The 20,432-nt window shown below is 56.4% G+C and carries 19 protein-coding genes; 4 read left to right on the top strand and 15 right to left on the bottom strand.

The genetic code is table 11. From position 1 onward, the window contains the following. The first annotated feature begins 24 nt into the window (after positions 1-24). A complete protein-coding gene (locus ABIE02_RS20475) occupies positions 25-402 on the top strand; it encodes a DUF2756 family protein (protein WP_117386039.1) in 378 nt (125 codons plus the stop codon). Here ABIE02_RS20475 and ugpQ read toward each other — a convergent pair. The 10 genes from ugpQ to livK all read right to left on the bottom strand — a co-directional run bounded on the left by ugpQ (position 399) and on the right by livK (position 11,102). Next, positions 399-1,139, bottom strand: coding sequence for a glycerophosphodiester phosphodiesterase (ugpQ, locus tag ABIE02_RS20470; protein ID WP_336995223.1), 741 nt, complete (start codon positions 1,137-1,139; stop codon positions 399-401). The genes ABIE02_RS20475 and ugpQ overlap by 4 nt on opposite strands. Next, positions 1,136-2,206, bottom strand: coding sequence for a sn-glycerol-3-phosphate import ATP-binding protein UgpC (locus ABIE02_RS20465; protein WP_336995222.1), 1,071 nt, complete (start codon positions 2,204-2,206; stop codon positions 1,136-1,138). The genes ugpQ and ABIE02_RS20465 overlap by 4 nt, the downstream gene beginning before the upstream one ends. 1 nt (position 2,207) lies before the next feature. After that, on the bottom strand, positions 2,208-3,053 hold the full coding sequence (gene ugpE / locus ABIE02_RS20460; protein ID WP_059307032.1) for a sn-glycerol-3-phosphate ABC transporter permease UgpE: 846 nt from the start codon (positions 3,051-3,053) through the stop codon (positions 2,208-2,210). Continuing rightward, entirely contained in the window at positions 3,050-3,937 is an 888-nt protein-coding gene (ugpA, locus tag ABIE02_RS20455; protein ID WP_032614907.1) for a sn-glycerol-3-phosphate ABC transporter permease UgpA, read from the bottom strand. Before ugpA ends, ugpE begins: the two co-directional genes overlap by 4 nt. A gap of 582 nt (positions 3,938-4,519) precedes the next feature. After that, complete coding sequence (gene ugpB / locus ABIE02_RS20450; RefSeq protein WP_059307031.1) at positions 4,520-5,836, bottom strand: sn-glycerol-3-phosphate ABC transporter substrate-binding protein UgpB; 1,317 nt, start codon at positions 5,834-5,836, stop codon at positions 4,520-4,522. Positions 5,837-6,262: 426 nt separating this feature from the next. After that, the gene (gene livF, locus ABIE02_RS20445) at positions 6,263-6,976 is read right to left on the bottom strand and encodes a high-affinity branched-chain amino acid ABC transporter ATP-binding protein LivF (protein ID WP_072250910.1); all 714 of its coding nucleotides are present in this window, start codon (positions 6,974-6,976) and stop codon (positions 6,263-6,265) included. A 1-nt stretch (position 6,977) separates the two neighbouring features. Beyond that, positions 6,978-7,745 (bottom strand): high-affinity branched-chain amino acid ABC transporter ATP-binding protein LivG, encoded by a 768-nt coding sequence (livG, locus tag ABIE02_RS20440; protein ID WP_032614920.1) that lies wholly within the window; start codon positions 7,743-7,745, stop codon positions 6,978-6,980. Further along, positions 7,742-9,019 carry a high-affinity branched-chain amino acid ABC transporter permease LivM gene (locus ABIE02_RS20435; RefSeq protein ID WP_032614922.1) on the bottom strand — a complete coding sequence of 426 codons (1,278 nt, stop codon included), beginning with the start codon at positions 9,017-9,019 and terminating at the stop codon, positions 7,742-7,744. The genes livG and ABIE02_RS20435 overlap by 4 nt, the downstream gene beginning before the upstream one ends. Continuing rightward, the gene (livH, locus tag ABIE02_RS20430; RefSeq protein WP_032614924.1) at positions 9,016-9,942 is read right to left on the bottom strand and encodes a high-affinity branched-chain amino acid ABC transporter permease LivH; all 927 of its coding nucleotides are present in this window, start codon (positions 9,940-9,942) and stop codon (positions 9,016-9,018) included. Before livH ends, ABIE02_RS20435 begins: the two co-directional genes overlap by 4 nt. 50 nt (positions 9,943-9,992) lie before the next feature. Beyond that, complete coding sequence (gene livK, locus ABIE02_RS20425; RefSeq protein WP_262658259.1) at positions 9,993-11,102, bottom strand: high-affinity branched-chain amino acid ABC transporter substrate-binding protein LivK; 1,110 nt, start codon at positions 11,100-11,102, stop codon at positions 9,993-9,995. Between the two features lie 424 nt (positions 11,103-11,526). Here livK and panM point away from each other — a divergent pair, with 424 nt between their 5' ends. The 3 genes from panM (at position 11,527) to ABIE02_RS20410 (ending at position 14,561) form a co-directional block, all read left to right on the top strand. Continuing rightward, on the top strand, positions 11,527-11,910 hold the full coding sequence (panM, locus tag ABIE02_RS20420; RefSeq protein WP_032614930.1) for an aspartate 1-decarboxylase autocleavage activator PanM: 384 nt from the start codon (positions 11,527-11,529) through the stop codon (positions 11,908-11,910). 88 nt (positions 11,911-11,998) lie between these two features. Beyond that, positions 11,999-12,541 (top strand): LemA family protein, encoded by a 543-nt coding sequence (locus ABIE02_RS20415; protein WP_032614932.1) that lies wholly within the window; start codon positions 11,999-12,001, stop codon positions 12,539-12,541. Between the two features lie 4 nt (positions 12,542-12,545). After that, positions 12,546-14,561, top strand: coding sequence for a DUF2207 domain-containing protein (locus tag ABIE02_RS20410; RefSeq protein WP_336995221.1), 2,016 nt, complete (start codon positions 12,546-12,548; stop codon positions 14,559-14,561). A gap of 36 nt (positions 14,562-14,597) precedes the next feature. On the opposite strand, the gene ABIE02_RS20405 is transcribed toward ABIE02_RS20410, so the two are convergent. The 5 genes from ABIE02_RS20405 to ftsY form a co-directional block, all read right to left on the bottom strand. Beyond that, positions 14,598-15,698 carry a branched-chain amino acid ABC transporter substrate-binding protein gene (locus ABIE02_RS20405; RefSeq protein WP_077227699.1) on the bottom strand — a complete coding sequence of 367 codons (1,101 nt, stop codon included), beginning with the start codon at positions 15,696-15,698 and terminating at the stop codon, positions 14,598-14,600. Between the two features lie 298 nt (positions 15,699-15,996). Continuing rightward, a complete protein-coding gene (gene rpoH / locus ABIE02_RS20400; RefSeq protein ID WP_032614938.1) occupies positions 15,997-16,854 on the bottom strand; it encodes an RNA polymerase sigma factor RpoH in 858 nt (285 codons plus the stop codon). A gap of 255 nt (positions 16,855-17,109) precedes the next feature. Continuing rightward, on the bottom strand, positions 17,110-18,168 hold the full coding sequence (ftsX, locus tag ABIE02_RS20395; protein ID WP_059307030.1) for a permease-like cell division protein FtsX: 1,059 nt from the start codon (positions 18,166-18,168) through the stop codon (positions 17,110-17,112). Continuing rightward, entirely contained in the window at positions 18,161-18,826 is a 666-nt protein-coding gene (gene ftsE / locus ABIE02_RS20390) for a cell division ATP-binding protein FtsE (RefSeq protein WP_032614942.1), read from the bottom strand. The genes ftsX and ftsE overlap by 8 nt, the downstream gene beginning before the upstream one ends. 2 nt (positions 18,827-18,828) lie before the next feature. Further along, positions 18,829-20,400: a signal recognition particle-docking protein FtsY gene (ftsY, locus tag ABIE02_RS20385; RefSeq protein ID WP_336995220.1), complete on the bottom strand. Its 1,572-nt coding sequence runs from the start codon at positions 20,398-20,400 to the stop codon at positions 18,829-18,831. Between the last annotated feature and the right edge of the window lie 32 nt (positions 20,401-20,432).

The following is a 20,432-nucleotide window of genomic DNA, read 5'->3' as shown; positions in this document are numbered from 1 at the left end:
AGGCCTCAGAAGGAGGGAGTATCAATGAAACGACTCATTCTTGTTGCAGCGTTACTGCCGTTTGCCGTGCTTGCGCAGCCCATCAACACCCTGAACAACCCTAACCAGCCGGGGTATCAAAACCCCAGCCAGCAGCGGATGCAAAATCAGATGATGATCCAGCAGCAGCAACAGACAGGGATGCTTAACCAGCAGCTGCAGACCCAGACACGCGTTCAGCAGCAGCATCTGCAAACGCAGATGAATAACGATACCCTGCGGGTTCAGCAGAGCCAGCCGGGAGGGCAGGTCCTGCCTAACACTAATGGCGGTATGTTGAGCGGCGTTGAGTCGTCGGGCGGCGTGCAGCAGCAACATATGCTGCCGCAGCGACAGAACGGCGATTTGCTTAATAACCCTTAAGGCTGAAAATCCGGGCCTATCAGGGCAATTGCATCGGTGCAGATGCAATCCACGCCCCAGCGCAGCAGCTCTGCTGCCCGCTGGGGCTGGTTAACGGTATAGACCAGGATATGCAGACCGGCGGCCTTAATCAGGTTTACCCGCGCCTCATCCAGCAGGCGATGATTGAGGTGAATCGACACGCAGCCCAGCCGGGTGGTCAGCTCACGCCAGTCTTCACGCCACTCGTCCAGCAGTAAACCGCGCGGCAGCTCGGGGGCCGCAGCCTGCGCCGCCTCCAGCGCGTCGATCTCAAACGACGACAGCAGCGGTGCCGTCATCCCTTCCCATAATTCACGTGCGGCCAGCGCAATCACCTTGCCGGTCAGCGGCCCCGTACCGGTGGTCGGCTTGATCTCAATATTGGCCATCATCCCGTGCTGACGGCAGCGGTCTGCCACCTCGGCCAGCAGCGGCAGCGGCTCGCCTTTAAAGTCTTTGCCGAACCAGCTTCCGGCGTCCACCTTCAGCAGATCGCGCCACGGCAACGCCCCCGCCACGCCCCAGCCGTTGCTGGTGCGCTCGAGGTTGTCATCGTGTAGCAGGAAGATCTCTCCGTCCTGCGACAATTTGGCGTCAAACTCGATCATCGTGTGACCGTAGCGCGCACCAACGTCTATCGCCGCCAGGGTGTTTTCCGGTGCCAGCTTCCCGCCGCCACGGTGGGCGACGATGTGGGGATAAGGCCAGTTACTCATACACGTTGTCCTGTTTCACCATCGAATAGATGCAGATGATTTTCCGGCAGATGCAGCCACAACGTGCTGCCCGCTTGCGGGCGCTCCTGATGCGACATACGCACCACCAGCTTCTGCTCGCCCCAGCGTCCGTGCGCCAGATTGTCGGCACCCAGCATCTCGAGGGTGTCCATCACCAGCGGCACCCCGCCTTCCGACTGCGAGCTTAACGCAATATGTTCCGGGCGGATACCCAGCGTCATTTTGCGTCCGGCGTAACCGCGATAGAACCAGTTGATGGGCAGCGCCATACCGCTCTCCAGTTCAAAATGGGTGCCCGCCGTGCTGATGCGCCCTTCCAGCAGATTCATGGCCGGGCTGCCGATAAAGCTCGCCACAAAGCGGCTGGCAGGCTTTTCGTACACTTCCACCGGGGTGCCAATCTGCTCGGCGACGCCTTTGTTCATCACCATCACCCGCTGGGCGAGGGTCATGGCTTCCACCTGATCGTGGGTGACGTACAGCGACGTGGTTTTCAGGCGACGGTGGAGGTGCTGCAACTCAAGACGCATCTGCACACGCAGTTTTGCATCGAGGTTAGAGAGCGGCTCATCGAACAGGAACACCGCCGGGTCACGCACGATGGCACGGCCCATCGCCACACGCTGACGCTGGCCGCCTGAGAGTTCGCGCGGACGGCGTTTCAGCAGGCCGTCCAGCTCCAGAATTCGGGCCGCCTCTTTCACCCGCTCGTCGATGTGGCCTTTGCCCATGCCGCGGATTTTCAGCCCCCAGGCCATGTTCTCTTCCACGCTCATGTGCGGATAAAGCGCGTAGTTCTGGAACACCATCGCGATGCCGCGATCTTTCGGCTCCATCTCAGTGACGCGCTGGCGGTCGATCCAGATATCCCCGGACGTCACACGCTCCAGCCCGGCGACCATCCGCAGCAGGGTCGATTTGCCGCAGCCCGACGGGCCGACCATCACGATAAACTCGCCGTCCGCCACGTCGAGCGTCAGCGGCTGAATCACCTGGGTTTTGCCGTCCCAGCTTTTGGTTACTGCCTGAAGTTTTAAACCTGCCATCTTATTTCTCGCTATCGACCAGGCCGCGGACAAACGCGCGCTGCATGGCTAAAACAATGACTACGGGTGGGATAAGGGTGAGCAGCATCGCCGCCATCACCTGGTTCCAGAGGGTGGTGCCTTCGCCAGTGGCGATCATGCCTTTGATGCCCGCCACGGCGGTGCCGAGGTTGACGTCCTGGATAATCAGCAGCGGCCACAGGTACTGGTTCCAGCCGTAGATAAAGGTGATGACAAACAGCGCCGCCAGGTTGGTTTTCGACAGCGGCAGCACGATGTCACGGAAGAAGCGCATCGGCGAGGCACCGTCGATACGTGCTGCCTCAATCAGCTCGTCCGGCAGGGTCATAAAGAACTGACGGAACAGGAAGGTGGCGGTAGCCGAGGCCATCAGCGGCAGGGTGAGACCTGCATAGCTGTCGAGCATGCCGAGGTTGGCGATCACCTCCACCGTCGGGAAGATACGCACCTCCACCGGCAGCATCAGGGTGATAAAGATCATCCAGAAAAACAGGTTACGCAGCGGAAAGCGGAACCAGACGATGGCGAAGGCTGAAAGCATCGACACCGTGATTTTGCCCACCGTAATGCCGAACGCCATGATGAAGCTGTTGAGCATCATCAGCCAGAACGGGGCGCTGTTCGCCCCCACGCCCTGGGTCCAGATGGTCGCCATGTTCTCGAACAGATGGCCGCCCGGGATCAGCGTCATCGGGGTTTCAAATATGGCGTTGCGATCCAGCGTGGCGGCGACAAAGGCCACATACAGCGGGAACAGGATGACGACGATCCCCAGGATCAGCATGGTGTGGCTGAAAATCGTCAGCCCGCGACGGTTCTCAATCATTGGTAGCGCACCTTACTTTCGACATAGCGGAACTGCACCACCGTGAGGATGATGACGAGGAACATCAGCACCACCGACTGGGCGGCAGAGGCCGAGAGATCCAGACCGGCGAAACCTTCGCGGTAGATCTTATAGATAAGCGTTGTGGTGGCCTGCACCGGGCCGCCTGCGGTGGCCGCATCGATCACCGGGAAGGTGTCGAAGAAGGCGTACACCAGGTTGACCACTAACAGGAAGAAACTCACCGGCGCGATCAGCGGCAGCGCCAGCTTAAAGAAGCGGCGAACCGGGCCCGCGCCGTCAATCGCCGCGGCTTCCACCAGCGAGCGCGGGATGGATTGCAGGGCGGCGAAGAAGAACAAGAAGTTGTAGCTGATCTGCTTCCATACCGACGCGAACACCACCAGGAACATCGCCTGGCCGCTGTGCTGGGCGTGGTTCCAGTCATAGCCGAACTCGCCAAGGAAATGGGTGATCAACCCGCGGCCAGGGTTAAAGAGGAAGATCCACAGTACGGCAGCCACCGCGGGGGCCACGGCGTAGGGCAGTAACATCAGGGTCTGGTACAGACGGCTGCCGCGCACCACGTAATCCACCAGCGCGGCGAAGAACAGCGAAGCGAGAAGGCCGCTGACGGTGACCAGGGTGCTGAATTTGATCGTCGTCCAGAAGGCGTCGATGTAATAGCTGTCGTGCCACAGGGCAGCGAAGTTATCCAGGCCGACAAACTGGCTGGATAGCCCGAACGGATCAACGCTTTGTACCGAATACCACAGCGCTTCGCCCGCAGGCCAGATAAAGAAGATTACGGTGATCACCAGTTGCGGCGCGACCAGCAAATAGGGCAGCCAGCGGGAGCGGAACACCGGACGGGATGAGGACATTGATATTCGATTCCTGAACAATGCCGGGTGGCGGCTACGCCTTACCCGGCCTACAAAACATACCCCTCACCCCGGCCCTCTCCCCAAAGGGGCGAGGGAGAAAAGACGGCTCCGTGCAGTCTTCTCTCTCCGAAGCGGCAAGGGAGAAAAGACGGCTCCGTGCAGTCCTCTCTCTCCGAAGCGGCGAGGGAGAAAAGACGGCTCCGTGCAGTCACCTCTCTCCGAAGCGGCGAGGGAGAAAAGACGGCTCCGTGCAGTCCCCTCTCTCCGAAGCGGCAAGGGAGAAAGACAGCTTCGTGCAGTCCTCTCTCTTCAAAGCGGCGAGGGAGAAAAGACGGCTCCGTGCAGTCTTCTCTCTCCAAAGCAGCAAGGGAGAAAGACGGCTCCGTGCAGTCCCCTCTCTCCAAAGCGGCCAGGGAGAAAAGACGGCTCCGTGCAGTCCTCTCTCTCCAAAAGGGCAAGGGAGAAAAAGATGCCTCCGCACCGTCCCCTTCCCCCAAAAGGGTGAGGGAGAAAAAGACGGCTCCGTACCGTCCCCTCTCCCCTATGGGGAGAGGGTTAGGGTGAGGGGTAAGATTTTAATTAAGACTTCGTAGACTGCTCAAAGCGGCGTAGCAGTTGGTTACCACGCTCTACTGCGGCATCCAGCGCCTGTTGTGGCGATTTTTTACCGGTCCACACGCTCTCCAGCTCTTCGTCCACAATGGTACGGATCTGCGGCATGTTGCCCAGGCGCAGGCCTTTGGTGTACGGCAATGGTGGCTTGTTCAGCATCTGACGCGTGGCGATATCCGCACCCGGGTTCTTGTCATAGAAGCCCTGCTCGCGGGTCAGGTCATACGCGGCTTTGGTGATCGGCAGGTAGCCGGTCTTCTGGTGCCATTCGGCTGCGTTTTCTGGCTTCGCCAGGAAGTCGAGGAACTCTGCCACGCCTTTATAGGTCGTGTTGTCTTTGCCCTGCATTACCCACAGGCTGGCCCCACCGATGATGGCGTTCTGCGGCGCGCCTTTCGAGTCGGCGTCGTACGGCATCATGCCCACGCCGTAGTTAAATTTGGCGTAGTGACGGATGTCCGCCAGCGAGCCGGAAGAGGCAGTAGTAATCGCGCAATCGCCGTTGTAGAACTTCTCGGTAGATTCGTCTTTACGCCCGAAGTAGCTGAAATCGCCCTTCTTGTTCAACTCTTGCAGCAGAGCAATATGCTTCACCTGCTCAGGCTTGTTGAACTCCAGTACCGCGTTGGTGCCGTTGAAACCGTTATTTTCGGTGGCTACCGGCTGGCCATGCCATGCGCTGAAGTTCTCGATCTGGATCCAGCCCTGCCAGCCGCTGGCGTAGCCACACTTCATGCCTGCGGCTTTCAGTTTGGCCGTGTACGCCGCCAGATCCTGCCAGGTTTTCGGTGGCTGCTCCGGGTCTAAACCGGCTTTCTTGAAGGCGTCTTTGTTGTAGTACAGCACCGGGGTGGAGCTGTTAAACGGCTGAGAAAGCAGATGACCGGATTTGGAGTCGGTGTAGTAGCCGGAGACCGTTGGCACGAACTGGGATTCATCGAAGTTAATGCCCGCGTCTTTAAACACTTCGTACACCGGCTTAATGGCTTTGGAGGCCATCATGGTGGCGGTGCCCACTTCGTAAACCTGTAACAGCGCCGGGGCGTTGCCGGTACGGAACGCGGCGATACCGGCGCTCAGGCTCTGCTCGTAGTTGCCTTTGTACACCGGCACAATTTTGTAATCCGGGTGGGTGTCGTTGAAACGCTGCGCCAGGGAGTCAACTTCTTTACCCAACTCCCCTTCCATGGAATGCCAGAACGGAATAGTGGTGACGGCCATTGCGTTAGTCGCAAAAGCCAGACCCATTGCCAGACCCAAAGCTGTGTGTCGTAACGATGTCATTGTCATCTCTCTTATTGTGCCGGATGCGCGATATCACGCGTTTTGTGCTCGCGAGGTAACATGACATGCTCGAATTACAGAAAAATAACCGTTTGTTTACAGTGATATGACAACAAGGCGTCAGGGGGATGATGGTTGTGTGAAGGGGTTGGGTGCGGCCCGTTGCCCTCACCCCGGCCCTCTCCCACAGGGAGAGGGAGAAAACACTAAAAAGGCAACGTGCGTTGCCTTTTGCTTCTACCTTGTGCGGCCTGTTGCCCTCACCCCGACCCTCTCCCACAGGGAGAGGGAGAAAACACTAAAAAGGCAATGCACGTTGCCTTTTGCTTGTACCTTGTGCGGCCCGTTGCCCTCACCCCGGCCTTCTCCCACAGAGAGAGGGAGCAAACATTAAAAAAGGCAACTTACGTTGCCTTTTTGCTTTTACTATCCGCCGAGGTAAGCGCTTCTGACGGCTTCGTTCGCCAGCAGCGCGTCGCCGGTATCTTCCAGCACCACCCGGCCGTTCTCCAGCACGTAGCCGCGATCCGCAAGCTTCAGCGCCTGGTTGGCGTTCTGCTCCACGAGGAAGATGGTCATCCCTTCGCTACGCAACTGCTCGATGGTGTCGAAGATCTGCTGAATGATGATGGGTGCCAGCCCGAGCGAAGGTTCGTCGAGCAGCAGCAGACGCGGCTGGCTCATCAGCGCGCGGCCGATCGCCAGCATCTGCTGTTCCCCGCCGGACATGGTGCCCGCCCGCTGAATACGACGCTCAAACAGGCGTGGGAACAGGTCATACACCCGTTTAATACGGGTCTGGAACTGTTCGCGCTCGGCAAAGAAACCGCCCATCGCCAGGTTCTCTTCCACCGTCATACGTGAAAAGACGCGACGCCCTTCCGGGACAATCGCCACGGCTTCACGCATGATTTTGGCGGTCTGCCAGTCGGTAATGTCTTTACCATCAAAGACGATACGCCCGCTGGTGGCGCGCGGGTCGCCACACAGGGTGCCCAGCAGCGTGGTTTTGCCCGCGCCGTTGGCACCAATCAGGGTCACAATCTCTCCCTGGTTGATGTGCAGGCTGACGTCGTGCAGGGCCTGGATCTTGCCGTAGTGGGCATTAACCTTGTCAAAAGATAACATCACTTTATCCATCTTATGCCTCACCCAGGTATGCGCGGATCACGTCCGGGTTGTTGCGAATCTCTTCCGGCGTACCGTTCGCCAGCGGCGTGCCCTGGTTCACCACGTAAATGCGGTCCGAAATGCCCATCACCAGCTTCATATCATGCTCAATCAGCAGGATAGTGGTGTCGTGATGGTTACGCAGCTCGACAATCAGCTCGTCCAGCTCTTTGGTCTCTTTCGGGTTGAGGCCCGCCGCCGGTTCGTCGAGCATCAGGATCTGCGGCTGCGTCACCATGCAGCGGATAATCTCCAGACGACGCTGGTCGCCGTAGGCCAGATTGCTGGCCTGACGGTTAGCGTGTTGCAGCAGGCCGATGCGGTCGAGCCAGGTGGCGGCGCGATCCAGCGCTTCATCCTGCGCCCGGCGGAAGGCCGGGGTTTTCAGCAGGCCGGAAAACAGCCCTGTCTTGAGCTGCTGATGCTGTGCCACCAGCAGGTTCTCAATTACCGTCATCTCACGGAACAGACGCACGTGCTGGAAGGTACGCACCACGCCCATGCGGGCAATCTGCTGGCCCGGCAGCCCTTCCAGATGTTTGTCACCCAGCATAATGGTGCCGCCCGTCGGCTTATAGAAGCCGGTCAGGCAGTTGAACACCGTGGTTTTACCCGCGCCGTTCGGGCCAATCAGGGAAACGATCTCTTTTTGATGCAGATCCAGCGACACGTTGTTGACCGCCAGCAGGCCGCCAAAACGCATCATCAGGCCGTTAACGGATAATAATGGCTGACTCATGCCTGCTCTCCTTTCGCTTGCCCGTTTTTCAGTTTCAGCTGTGGACGGGTCATCGGCAGCAAGCCCTGCGGACGCCAGATCATCATCAGTACCATCAAACCACCCAGCATCAGCATGCTGTACTCGTTAAAGTCACGCATCAGCTCGCGGGAGACCACCAGCAGGATAGCCGCGAGGATCACCGCGAACTGCGACCCCATCCCACCCAGCACCACAATCGCCAGCACGAAAGCGGATTCGGCGAAGGTGAAGGATTCCGGGCTGACGAAGCCCTGACGCGCGGCGAACAGCGTGCCAGCGAAACCGGCAAACGCGGCGCTGATGGTAAAGGCGGTCAGCTTGATGCGGGTCGGGTTCAGACCCAGGGAACGACAGGCGATCTCATCTTCACGCAGCGCTTCCCACGCACGGCCCAGCGGCATACGCAGCAGACGGTTAATCACGAACAGGGTGATGACCACCAGCAGCAGCGCCACCAGGTAGAGCCAAATCACGCGGTCGGACGGGTCGTACTTAATGCCAAAGAAGTTGCTGAAGGTATCCCAGCCGCCTTCACGTGCAGAACGGCTGAACTCCAGGCCGAAGAAGGTCGGTTTCGGGATCTGGCTGATACCGTTCGGGCCACCGGTCACTTCGGTATTGTTAAGCAGCAGGATACGGACGATTTCGCCGAAGCCTAAGGTCACAATCGCCAGATAGTCGCCACGCAGGCGCAGCACCGGGAAGCCGAGCAGGAAGCCCGCTGCGGCAGAGACCAGCCCCGCCAGCGGCAGACAGGTCCAGAAGCCGAGACCGTAATAGTGGTTCAGCAGGGCAAAGGTGTAAGCGCCAATGGCATAGAAACCGCCATAGCCCAGCACCAACAGTCCAGACAGACCCACCACCACGTTCAGACCAAGACCGAGGATCACGTAAATCATGGTCAGGGTGGCGATATCCACCGTGCCGCGTGACACCATGAATGGCCATGCTACAGCAGCCACCAGCAGCGCCACGAGGAACAGCTTCTGTTTAACGGTGGAACCGTCAATCGCAGGCAATACAAACTTCGGCCCGGAGACGCTTTTCAGTGTCTTCTGGAAAACCGGACGCAGCACCTGGAAGAAAAAGACCACTGCAGTGCCCACAAAGACCCACTGCCAGCGGATATCCGCCGCGGAATCCACGACCAGCTTAGTGCCGCTCAGCTCCAGCTGAACGCCCATGAAGACGCTCGCCAGCACGAAGAACATCGCTGCCGAGAGCAGCGCCATTGCAAAATGCATCGGTTTCATACTTTCTCTACCTCCGGACGACCCAGAATACCGGTAGGCATGACCAGCAGGACCAGAATCAGCAGGGCGAAGGAGACCACATCTTTATATTCGGTACTCAGGTAGGCAGAGGAGAGCGCTTCGGCCACGCCCAGGATCAGGCCGCCGATCATTGCACCCGGAATACTGCCGATACCGCCCAGAACGGCTGCGGTAAAGGCTTTCATCCCGGCCATAAAGCCGATGTACGGGTTAATTACGCCGTAGAACTGACCGAGCAATACCCCCGCTACCGCCGCCATCGCCGCCCCAATCACGAAGGTCAGAGCGATCACGCGGTCGGTATTAATGCCAAGCAGGCTCGCCATTTTCAGGTCTTCCGCGCAGGCGCGGCAGGCGCGGCCCATACGGGAATAACGGATGAAAAGGGTCAGCGCCAGCATGGCGACAAAGGTGACAATCCAGATCACCAGCTGCATGGTGGTAATCGACGCCGAGAAGTTCTCGCTCGCGCCAACAATCCACTGGCCGTTGAACAGGCTTGGCAGCGCCACGTCGCGCGACCCTTCGGTCAGGCTGACGTAGTTTTGCAGGAAAATGGACATACCGATTGCGGAGATCAGCGCGATCAGGCGCTTGGAGCTACGCACCGGGCGATAGGCCACCCGTTCGATACTCCAGCCATAGGCGCTGGCAATGATAATCGCCCCGACAAACCCGGCGGCCACCAGCAGCCAGCTGCTGTCGATCCCCATCATCATCAGCGCGGCGATAATCATAAAGGAGACATAACTGCCGATCATGTACACCTCGCCATGGGCGAAGTTGATCATGCCGATAATGCCATACACCATCGTGTAGCCGATGGCGATCAGTGCGTAGGTGCTTCCCAGCGTGACGCCGTTAAACATCTGCTGCAAAAAATAGAGAAACTGCTCGGACATAAGATAACCTTTCTAGTCCCGCCCGGTCATGCCGGGCGGTGGGATAATGATTATTTGGCGACCGAGGATGAACCGTCGGCGTGCCACTTAAAGACACCAAACTCAAATCCCTTCAGATCGCCTTTCTCGTCCCAGTTCAGCGGCCCAATCACGGTGCTTGCCCCGTGTGCTTTTAAATCTTTAATCAGATCCTGCGGTGCTTTGCTGCCGGTACGATCCATGGCAGTCGCCAGAGACTGTACGGCGGCATAGGTGATCCAGACGTACGGACCACTCGCGTCTTTCTTCTGCGCTTTCAGGGCGTCGACGATAGCAGCGTTAGCCGGATCCTGGTCATAGCGTTTTGGCATCGTCACCAGCATGCCCTCACCCGCGTCGCCGGCAATGTTCGACAGCGACGCGTTACCTACCCCTTCCGGCCCCATAAACTGGGTTTTCAGACCGACAGCGCGTGCCTGACGCAGCATCTGGCCCATTTCCGGGTAGTAGCCACCGTAGTAAACGAAGTCGATGTTCTCTTTTTGCAGACGCGCCAGCAGCGCCGAGAAATCTTTCTCGCCCGCAGTGATGCCGTCAAAGAAGACCACGTTCGCGCCGCCTTTTTTCAGGCCATCCTGCACCGAACGGGCCAGCCCTTCGCCGTACTGCTGCTTATCGTGAATGATGGCGATACGCTGCGGCTTGACGCTGTCGATGATGTACTTCGCCGCCGTCGGTCCCTGAGAGGAGTCCAGACCGGCGGTACGCATGATGTACTGATAGCCGCGCTGGGTCAGCTCAGGGTTAGTGGCGCCTGGCGTAATCATCAGGATGCCTTCGTCTTCATAGATATCGGACGCAGGCTGTGTGGAGGAGGAGCAGAGATGGCCAATCACATACTGAATACCATCGTTAACAATTTTGTTGGCGACGGCGACGGCTTGTTTCGGGTCGCAGGCATCGTCATATTCTACGCCGACCAGTTTGTCGCCTTTAATACCGCCTTTGGCGTTGATGTCTTTAATGGCCTGGCGCGCGCCGTTGAACTCCATATCGCCCCACTGGGCAACAGGGCCGGACAGCGCACCAACAATGGCAACTTTAATATCGTCCGCCGCAGCGGTATGTGAGATCGCCAGTGCAACCATCCCCGCGACTAATGTTTTCGCGTTCATTCTCATCCAGGAATCCCCATTCGTGACGTGATGTATATATTTTGTTTTATTATGGTTAAAAAGCATTCTGTACTTTTATTAAACAACGCAACTTTTGCTATTGCCTTTAATGGTTTAGCGCAGTTTTTTACTAAAAACCAGACTAAAATCTCTATATTTCAGGCGATTAAGCAAAGATAATATTCTGAAAATAGTCAGAGATAAACAAATAAAAGCGCGAGTTGCAGCATAAAATAACGGTACAAAGCGCCGAATAAAACGCTACCTTTTAGGTTAAAATTCTGGTTATTTTTCGATCCCTGCGTTTTAAGACTACGCAACGTAACGCTAAAAAAGTAATCAGCTAGAGAATGGGTTTAAAAAGTGGAAGCGTCTGACAGAATAAATTGAGTACACTGCCCGCACTCTTTTTGATTTGGACAAGCGGCTAATGAAACTGACCATCCACCGTCTGGAGAACTTTAGCGACCAGGATCACATCGACCTCAACAAGATCTGGCCGGAATATTCCCCCTCCTCACTTACCGTTGATGAAACACACCGTATTTATGCTGCGCGTTTTAATGAGCGGCTATTAGGCGCGGTGCGGGTGACGCTGAGCGGTACGCAAGGCGCGCTGGACTCCCTGCGCGTGCGTGAAGTCACCCGCCGTCGCGGCGTGGGGCAGTATTTGATTGAAGAAGTGATACGCGATAACCCGAGCGTAACCTCGTGGTGGATGGCGGATGTCGGCGTGGAAGACCGGGGCGTGATGGCGGCCTTTATGCAGGCGCTGGGGTTTACGGCGCAGGAAAATGGCTGGGTAAAACAGTAATGCGCTAGCCCCCTGAGTTTACGCTACTCATAGCGTGAAGTATGATGCAGGAGTCTCTACAGGATCATGATGATCAGGAATTCAGCATATGGAAATGTATATAGCACTGGCGGCCATTGCCGCCATTCTCATCTGGGCGGTAATCACCTACAACCGCTTTATCTCCCTGCGTCGCTTTAAAGACGAAGCCTGGAGCGGCATTGCCGTTCAGCTCAAGCGCCGTCACGATCTGGCGCCCAACCTGTTAAGCCTGGCGAAACGCTACGCCCTGCACGAAAAATCGTTGCTGGAAGAGATAGCACGTCAGCGTAGCGATCTGACGGGCAATCCCCGTGAGATCGCCGATCGCGAGCGGCACTACGCTGGTATGCTGGGGCGGTTCTTCGCCGTGGCGGAAGCCTGGCCGGAACTGAAAGCCAGCGAAAATTTTATCGCCTTACAACAATCCGTTAGCGAAATAGAAGAGTCGCTCCAGCTGGCCCGCCGCTATTTCAACGGCACGGTGCGTGATTTTAATATCCTGGTGGAATCCTTTCCCAGCCTGCTACTGGCCCGTCTGTTTAATTTCAAAGCGCAAGAGTTCTTCGAACTTGATAATCCGGCAGAAGCCAAAGCGCCACAGATGGAGTGATATTATGTCCGTTCTGCCAGGGTGGAAGGTGCTGATTTCTGGATTGCTGCTGTTTTTTATTGCCGCTCTTGCACCTGATGGGATCGTCAGCGCCTCTCCTGCCGTCCCTCACAACCAGTCCCGTTTAGCGCCAGCTTATGAACATATTCTCTCTTTCCACGCCCGGGCGCGTTTTAACGCGGACGGCAGCATGGAGGTGCAGGAAAATATTGAGGTGCTGGCTCAGGGAAATGAGATCCGTCGCGGGATATTCCGCACGCTGCCGCTTTCCTGGAACCGACAGGACGGCAAAATTTTTCGCGTTGACTACAGGGTTAAATCGGTTTTACGCGATGGTATCAATGAACCCTACAGCATCGATGATGCAGAAAAATCAGTAACCATCCGTATTGGCAGCGGCGAACGGCTCCTGAAACCGGGTATCTATAACTATGAGATCCGCTATCAGGTCAGCAACCATTTCAGCCGCTTCCCGGAATGGGATGAACTGTACTGGAACGTGACGGGCAATGACTGGGCCTGGCCTGTTGACAAGGCCAGCTTTCACCTGGAGTTGCCGGACGGCAGTCATCTGAACGGGGACGGCAGGGACGCCAGGCTACGCTCCATTGACGTCTATACGGGTGTGGCAGGGGCAAAAGAACAGCACGCAGAGATACTGGCTAATGGCGATGTGCAGACCACACGTCCTCTCAGCCGTGGAGAGGGGCTGACCGTCGTCTATACGTGGCCCCGCGATATTCTGGCCAGCGCCCCTAAACCAGAAGCCTCCTTGCCACTGGTACATCTATTATTACCCACGCAGCAAACCAGCCTAATCTGGCTCCCGTTGCTGCTGATCGGTTATTACCTGTTGTGGTGGCGTAAGAACGTGACCGCCGCAGGGCTGACAATGCCACCGGTCGTGCCGCTCTATTCGCTGCCTGCTACCCTGTCGCCGGGCTATCTGCGCTTTATTACCCGGCGTCAATATGATGATGTCGCATTCAGCAGCGATATTCTTCAACTGGTAGCCAGACGGGGCGCAACCCTCACCAGCAGTCAGAACAAACCCGCCGACCCGTGGCATGCAGATAACGGGGCTGAGCAGTGGTTATCCCGATCGTTTGTTGAAGGAAACCCCCGGCTGGATGCCAACGATAAACAGCTACTGAGCATACTGTTTAGCGGTAAACGCAAGACTATTAATCTCAGCCAGGCCCATCAAAAGCTAATGCAAAACGCACTTAAGGAGTTAGAAAAACGGTGTGAGGCGCAGCGACCAGCACTATTTCGAAAATGGTGTAAACCCCTGTGTCATTGCATCGCTATCGCGATGCTGGTGCCGGTGGTATGTGGCGTCTGGTTTGATCCCGAAATAGCGCTGTACACCATTCCATCTCTGTTATTTTTGGCTGTGGGCCTTTCGCTGCTGACGTTTTTGCTGAAATGTTTGCTTAACCCGCTGAAGACCGGCCGCGACTGGTGGCCTAATACAGTGATTTTTGCTCTCTTAGGCTGTCCCGCCAACCTTATAGGAAGTTGGCTTTTTCTGTTCGGTGTCGAACCGGCCATCCGCCATCCTGCCGGCTACTCCGGCGCATTACTGACCGCGATCGTGCTCTGTCTATTCGTTGGCTGGAAAACACCCCGTTATACCCAACGCGGGCTAACGGATTTAGCTGTCGCCAAAGGGCTAAAACGCTATCTGAAAACAGCTGAAAAGCACCGCTTCGAGGTGCTTTATCCCCCTGAGCAGATGATCTCCCATTATGAAAATCTGCTGCCTGCTGCCCTGGCGCTCGACGTAGGTAAAACCTGGGCTAACACCTTTTCCACGTATCTGAGCAAGACCGGGGCCGCGTCAGAGGCCTTTTCCAGCGTCAGTTGGGGGAGCATTCATCATTTCAGCAAGGCATGTTATTCCAGCTCGGCAAATCCTCCCGTTCGCATCTCATTATCCGGTTCTAGCGGTTCTGGCTCTTCTGGTGGAGGATCGTCCGGTGGCGGTTCCGGAGGAGGCGGCGGCGGCGGATGGTAAAACGAAAATGCCCGGCGGTTCGCCGGGCATAATGCGTTATTTAGCGTCGGTCGCCGTGCCGTTAGCATGCCAGTCGAATACGCCGAACTCGAAGCCTTTCAGGTCACCCTTCTCATCCCATGACAGCGGCCCCATCACGGTCTCGACAGAGTTCGCTTTCAGCCAGGTGGCGATTTCAGCCGGTTCAGCTGACTGATTCAGGCCTGCTTGCAGGGTTTGCAGCGCGGCGTAGGTGGTCCACACGAATGCGCCGCTTGGATCTTGTTTCTTGGCTTTGATCGCATCCACGATCGGTTTGTTCGCAGGAACCTGATCGTAGTTCTTCGGTTTGGTCACCAGCAGGCCTTCCGCTGATTCACCGGCAATGTTAGACAGTGACACGTTCGCCACTCCTTCTGGCCCCATGAACTGAGTTTTCAGACCGGCTGCACGCGCCTGACGCAGGAGCTGACCCATCTCCGGGTGGTAGCCGCCGTAGTAGACGAAATCGATATTCTCTTTCTTCAGACGTGCCACCATGGTAGAGAAATCTTTCTCACCGGCGGTGATACCGTCGAAGAACACCACGTTAGCATTGGATTTTTTCAGGTTGTCCTGCACAGAACGCGCCAGACCTTCGCCGTACTGCTGCTTGTCATGAACAATGGCAATACGCTTTGGCTTCACTTTATCAACGATATATTTCGCTGCCGTTGGTCCCTGGTCAGAGTCCAGGCCAGTGGTACGCAACACCATTTTATAACCACGGGCGGTCAGTTCCGGCGCGGTGGCAGCAGGGGTGATCATCAGAATACCTTCGTCTTCGTAGATGTCAGACGCAGGCTGTGTGGAAGAGGAGCACAGGTGGCCGATAACGTATTTGATGCCGTCATTCACGACTTTGTTCGCTACCGCAACCGCTTGTTTCGGGTCGCAGGCATCATCATATTTTACGATTTGCAGCTTTTCGCCTTTGATGCCGCCTTTGGCATTAATATCGGCAACAGCTTGTTCTGCGCCAGTAAACTCCTGGTCGCCGTATTGCGCTACCGGACCGGACATTGCGCCAACCACGGCCACTTTGATGTCAGCCTGAGCCATGGTGCTGAACGCCAACGCGATACATCCTGCCAGTAAGGCTTTGCCCTTCATATTCATCCTGAGAATCCCCATTGTGATGGTTATTGTGTTTGTTGTGATGTTGTTTTATGGCGCTTTATTTCGATTATGCGTCTGCCGTGCGCGCCTTTTCAGCATACTCTGCTAAAACATACCCCATTTTTATCTATTTGGAATAGCTATTTTGAAATGTATATAAGGTATAGGAGGCTTTAACGAGTCAGCGCACAACACAATGGTAAGGGTTTGCCAGGAGGAGGGAATTCGCCATAAAGGGCGCTAAAAAAACAAAACCCCCGGATTCTCATCCAGGGGTTATCGGGTCACTTCGCGAGAATTACGCTTCGATAGCGGCGCGAAGTTTTTTCATGGCGTTTTTCTCAAGCTGACGCACACGTTCAGCGGAGACGCCGTAGCGGTCGGCCAGCTCCTGCAGGGTGGACTTGTTGTCTTCGTCCAGCCAGCGGGCACGGATAATATCCTGGCTACGCTCGTCAAGGCCTTCCATCGCGTAAGTCAGCTTGTTCGCAGCCTGCTCTTCCCAGTTATCGTCTTCAATGCCATCGGCAAAGTTGGACGACTTATCCTGGAGATACAGGACCGGAGCCATCGGCTGGCTGTCTGACGCATCGTCGTCAGAGGACATATCAAAAGTCATGTCCTGCGCGGCCATTCGGGATTCCATCTCGCGCACGTCTTTGCTGGAAACACCCAGTTCGCGGGCAACCATTTCCACTTCGTCCTGGTTAAACCAGCCCAGACGCTGCTTGGTTTTACGCAGGTTAAAGAACAGTTTGCGCTGTGCTTTAGTGGTTGCGACCTTCACGATACGCCAGTTACGCAGCACATATTCGTGGATTTCCGCTTTGATCCAGTGCACGGCGAAGGAGACCAGACGCACACCCACTTCCGGGTTGAAGCGACGCACCGCCTTCATCAGGCCGATGTTGCCTTCCTGAATCAGGTCAGCCTGCGGCAGGCCGTAGCCCGCATAGTTTCGAGCAACGTGAACAACAAAGCGCAGGTGAGACAGGATCAGCGTCTTAGCTGCTTCCAGATCGCCCTGGTAATGCAGCTTCTCAGCAAGCTCCTTTTCTTCCTCAGCCGTCAACATCGGCCAGGTGTTAGCGGCCCGGATGTAAGATTCCAGGTTACCAACAGGGGCTAAAGCTAAAGTTTGCATTTCTTTGGTCATTCATTCCTCTCAATCGATTCTTTCTGGCGGCGGTTTGTCCCCATCAGGCAACGAACATGCCAGAATTAATGAGCAACGAGAATATCATTCACTCTTTTATCAGACAGTGATTTTATCCACAAGTTCCGAGTGAAACTGTGAATAAATTACGCACAAAATGTGACACGGGGATGATTATGCGGGGTAAGAGACAACAGGGGACTCTTTCCCTGCATAGCGATTCTCAATGCAGGGAAAGATTATACCAGAGATTTTTTAGTCAGGGGTAAAGTGACGTAAATGTTGCACGGTTGCTAACCATGCTGCGATCCAGCCAATCATGGAGCATACCAGCAGCAATAACAGGCACTCATCAAAGGCTAACCCGCTGATATTAAACTTAGTTCCAAAAACCTGCGCCACATCGGTGACCGCTGCGGAAAGGCGCATCACCAAAATTTCTGACAATATCAGTGAAAGAAATGCGCCGGAAAAACCGAGCAGTGCGCCGCCATAAAGGAACGGACGCAGGATAAAACCGTCGGTTGCGCCGATCAGCTTCTGCACGTTAATGGTGTCGCGACGGGCAAAGATGCTCAACCGCACGCTGTTGCCGATAACGAGGAACACCGCCGCGACCATCAGCACGCCGATCATCGCCGCCACACGCCCGACCAGGCCGGTAAGCGCCGTCAGACGGGCAAACCAGCTATCGTCCATGCGCACCTCATCGATCCCGTTGATGCGGGAGACGCGATCGCGCAGGGTGTTCAGCGATTCGGTGCCCTGGAAATCCAGTTTCGGGATCACCACCGCCACCGCAGGCAGGGGGTTCTCCTCCAGCATATCCAGCGCGCCGCCAAACCCGGACCAGTTACGGAATTCGCCTAACGCCTCATCCCGCGACAGGTAATTGACCTTCTCAACGCCCTGCTCGGCCTGTAGCTGCCCCACCACCTGCGCCGCCGCGTTATCGTCGAGCGCTTTGTCGAGATAGACGGTGATCTGCGGGGATGGGTAGTACTGGGACGCCGCCTGGTTAACGTTCTTGTAGACCATGTAGCAGACGCTGGGCAGAGTCAGGGAGATGGCAATCACCATCACCGTCAGGAAAGTGGCAAGCGGTTTGCTTTTCAGATCCTGCAGCGCACCCTGGAAGGCGTACCGCACCTGCTCGTTAAACACATTGGTTTTGCGCGAGTTGGGTTTTGGCGCGGATTTGCTGCGCTTCGGCGCATTGCGGTTGCCGTCACCCGGGCCGCCCGCCGATTTACGAAAACGGTCGAGCTTGCTGCCAAACTGCCGCATCTGGTTTATTGCATCACGCTTATTCACCGAAGCCTCCGTGCAAATGACCGTCGCTCAACGTCAGCATGCGGTACGAACGACGGGAGATAAGCCCCATGTCGTGCGTCGCCATCAGTACCGTCACCCCAACGCGGTTAAACTCCTCAAACAGACGCAGGATCCCTTCGGAAAGGGCGTCGTCCAGGTTACCGGTAGGTTCATCCGCCAGCAGCACCGCTGGCTTGTTCACCACCGCGCGGGCAATGCCTACGCGCTGCTGTTCACCGCCGGAGAGCTGGATAGGAAAGTTCTTCGCTTTGTCCAGCAGCCCGACCTTATCCAGCGCCGCCGACACGCGACGGCGAATATCATCCCCGCTGGCGCCCGCAATAATCAGCGGGATTGCCACGTTGTCGAATACCGTGCGGTCCATCAGCAGATGGTGATCCTGGAAAATCATGCCGATCTGCCGACGCAGAAACGGCACTTCGCGGTTTTTCAGACGGCTGATGTCGTGGCCGCTAAACCAGATTTTCCCGGCGCTGGGCCGTTCGATCCCACAGATAAGCTTGAGCAGGGTACTTTTCCCCGCGCCGGAGTGGCCGGTCAGGAATGCCATCTCGCCCGGCTGCAGATGGAAGTTAATCCCCTGCAGCGCTTGTCTCCCACCGAGATAGGCCTTGCTGACGTGTTCAAAGCGAATCATTGTTAATCCTCTCGGGCAAAAAGTGCCTCAATAAAGTCGCCCGATTTAAACGGACGTAAATCTTCGATACGTTCGCCAACACCGATGTAACGAATAGGGATCCCGAACTGATCCGCCACCGAGAAGATTACCCCGCCTTTCGCGGTGCCATCCAGCTTGGTCAGCGTAATGCCGGTCAGCCCTACCGCTTCATGGAACAGCTTCGCCTGACTGATGGCGTTCTGCCCGGTGCTGGCATCAATAGTCAGCATAATTTCATGTGGTGCATCTTCGTCCAGCTTTTTCATCACCCGGACGATCTTCTTCAGCTCTTCCATCAGGTGCGATTTATTCTGCAAACGCCCTGCGGTATCAGCAATCAGCACATCAACGTTACGCGCTTTGGCCGCCTGAATGGCGTCAAAGATCACAGAGGCAGAATCGGCCCCGGTATGCTGGGCAATCACCGGAATATTGTTCCGCTGGCCCCACACCTGCAACTGCTCTACGGCGGCGGCACGGAAAGTATCGCCCGCAGCCAGCATCACCGATTTGCCCTGCTGTTCAAACTGACGCGCCAGCTTACCGATGGTGGTGGTTTTACCCACGCCGTTAACGCCAACCATCAGAATAACAAATGGCATTTTGCCTTCAATATTAAGTGGTTCGTCAACTTTTGCGAGAATTTCACCCATCTCTTCTTTCAGCAAACCATACAGCGCCTCGGCGTCGCGCAGCTGTTTACGGCTGGCGCTTTCCGTCAGGCTGGTGATGATTTTGCGGGTGGTTTCCACGCCAACGTCGGCAATCAGCAGCTGTTCTTCCAGCTCTTCAAAGAGATCATCGTCGATTTTCTTGCCGCGGAACAGACTGATAAATCCTGAACCGAGGTTCTCTTTGGTTTTGATCAGGCTGCGTTTCAGGCGCGCGAAGAAACCTTCTTTGGTTGGTTTTTCCTGCTCCTGGACAATCTCTTCGACCGGTTCGTCCTCTTCGGCTACCGGGACGACGACGACCGCCTCTTCTGCCGCCGCGGCCGCCAGCGCCTGAGCTTCAAGCTCTTCATCGCTGATGGGTTCTTCAACCTCGGTCTCTGGCAGGTACTCTTCCGGGATCGCTTCCTCAATCTCGTTGAGGATCTCTTCCGGCAGCGGTAACTCTTCGTGCTCAACCGCCTGCGGTGGTTCCACCTCGGCGACCGGCTCAACACTCTCTTCCACTACCGCGGCGACCGGTTCTGGCTCTGGCTCTACGGCTACAGGTTCTGGCTCTACGACCACAGGCTCCGGCTCTACGGCCGCAGGCTCCACGGCCACAGGCTCCGGCTCCACCGGCTGCGGTTTTTCGCTCTCCTGGACCTGCTCAGTAACCTCAACCACCTCTTCAGCGAAGGCGTCAGTCTCTTCTTTGCTGTGGGCAGGCGTTTCTGCTTCTACGTCAGCGACGGTCTCAACAGGGGTTTCTGGCTGCGGCTGTTCAACAACCGCGGGCTGCTGTTCGGCGATCTGTTGTTCTTCGTTTTGCTGCTCAGTTTCCTGCTCTTTTTGACCAAAGCCCAGCCAGGAAAAGAAGCCACGTTTTTTCTCTTTTGCCATCTGCGACTACACCCCTCGCGGTTAATTACTGG

It is taken from the genome of Leclercia sp. 1548 (assembly GCF_050435045.1).
In the GTDB taxonomy this organism is placed as follows: Bacteria; Pseudomonadota; Gammaproteobacteria; order Enterobacterales; family Enterobacteriaceae; genus Enterobacter; species Enterobacter adecarboxylatus.
The sequence above is the reverse complement of the archived record's forward strand: the minus strand, read 5'-3'. Positions and strand labels throughout refer to the sequence as shown.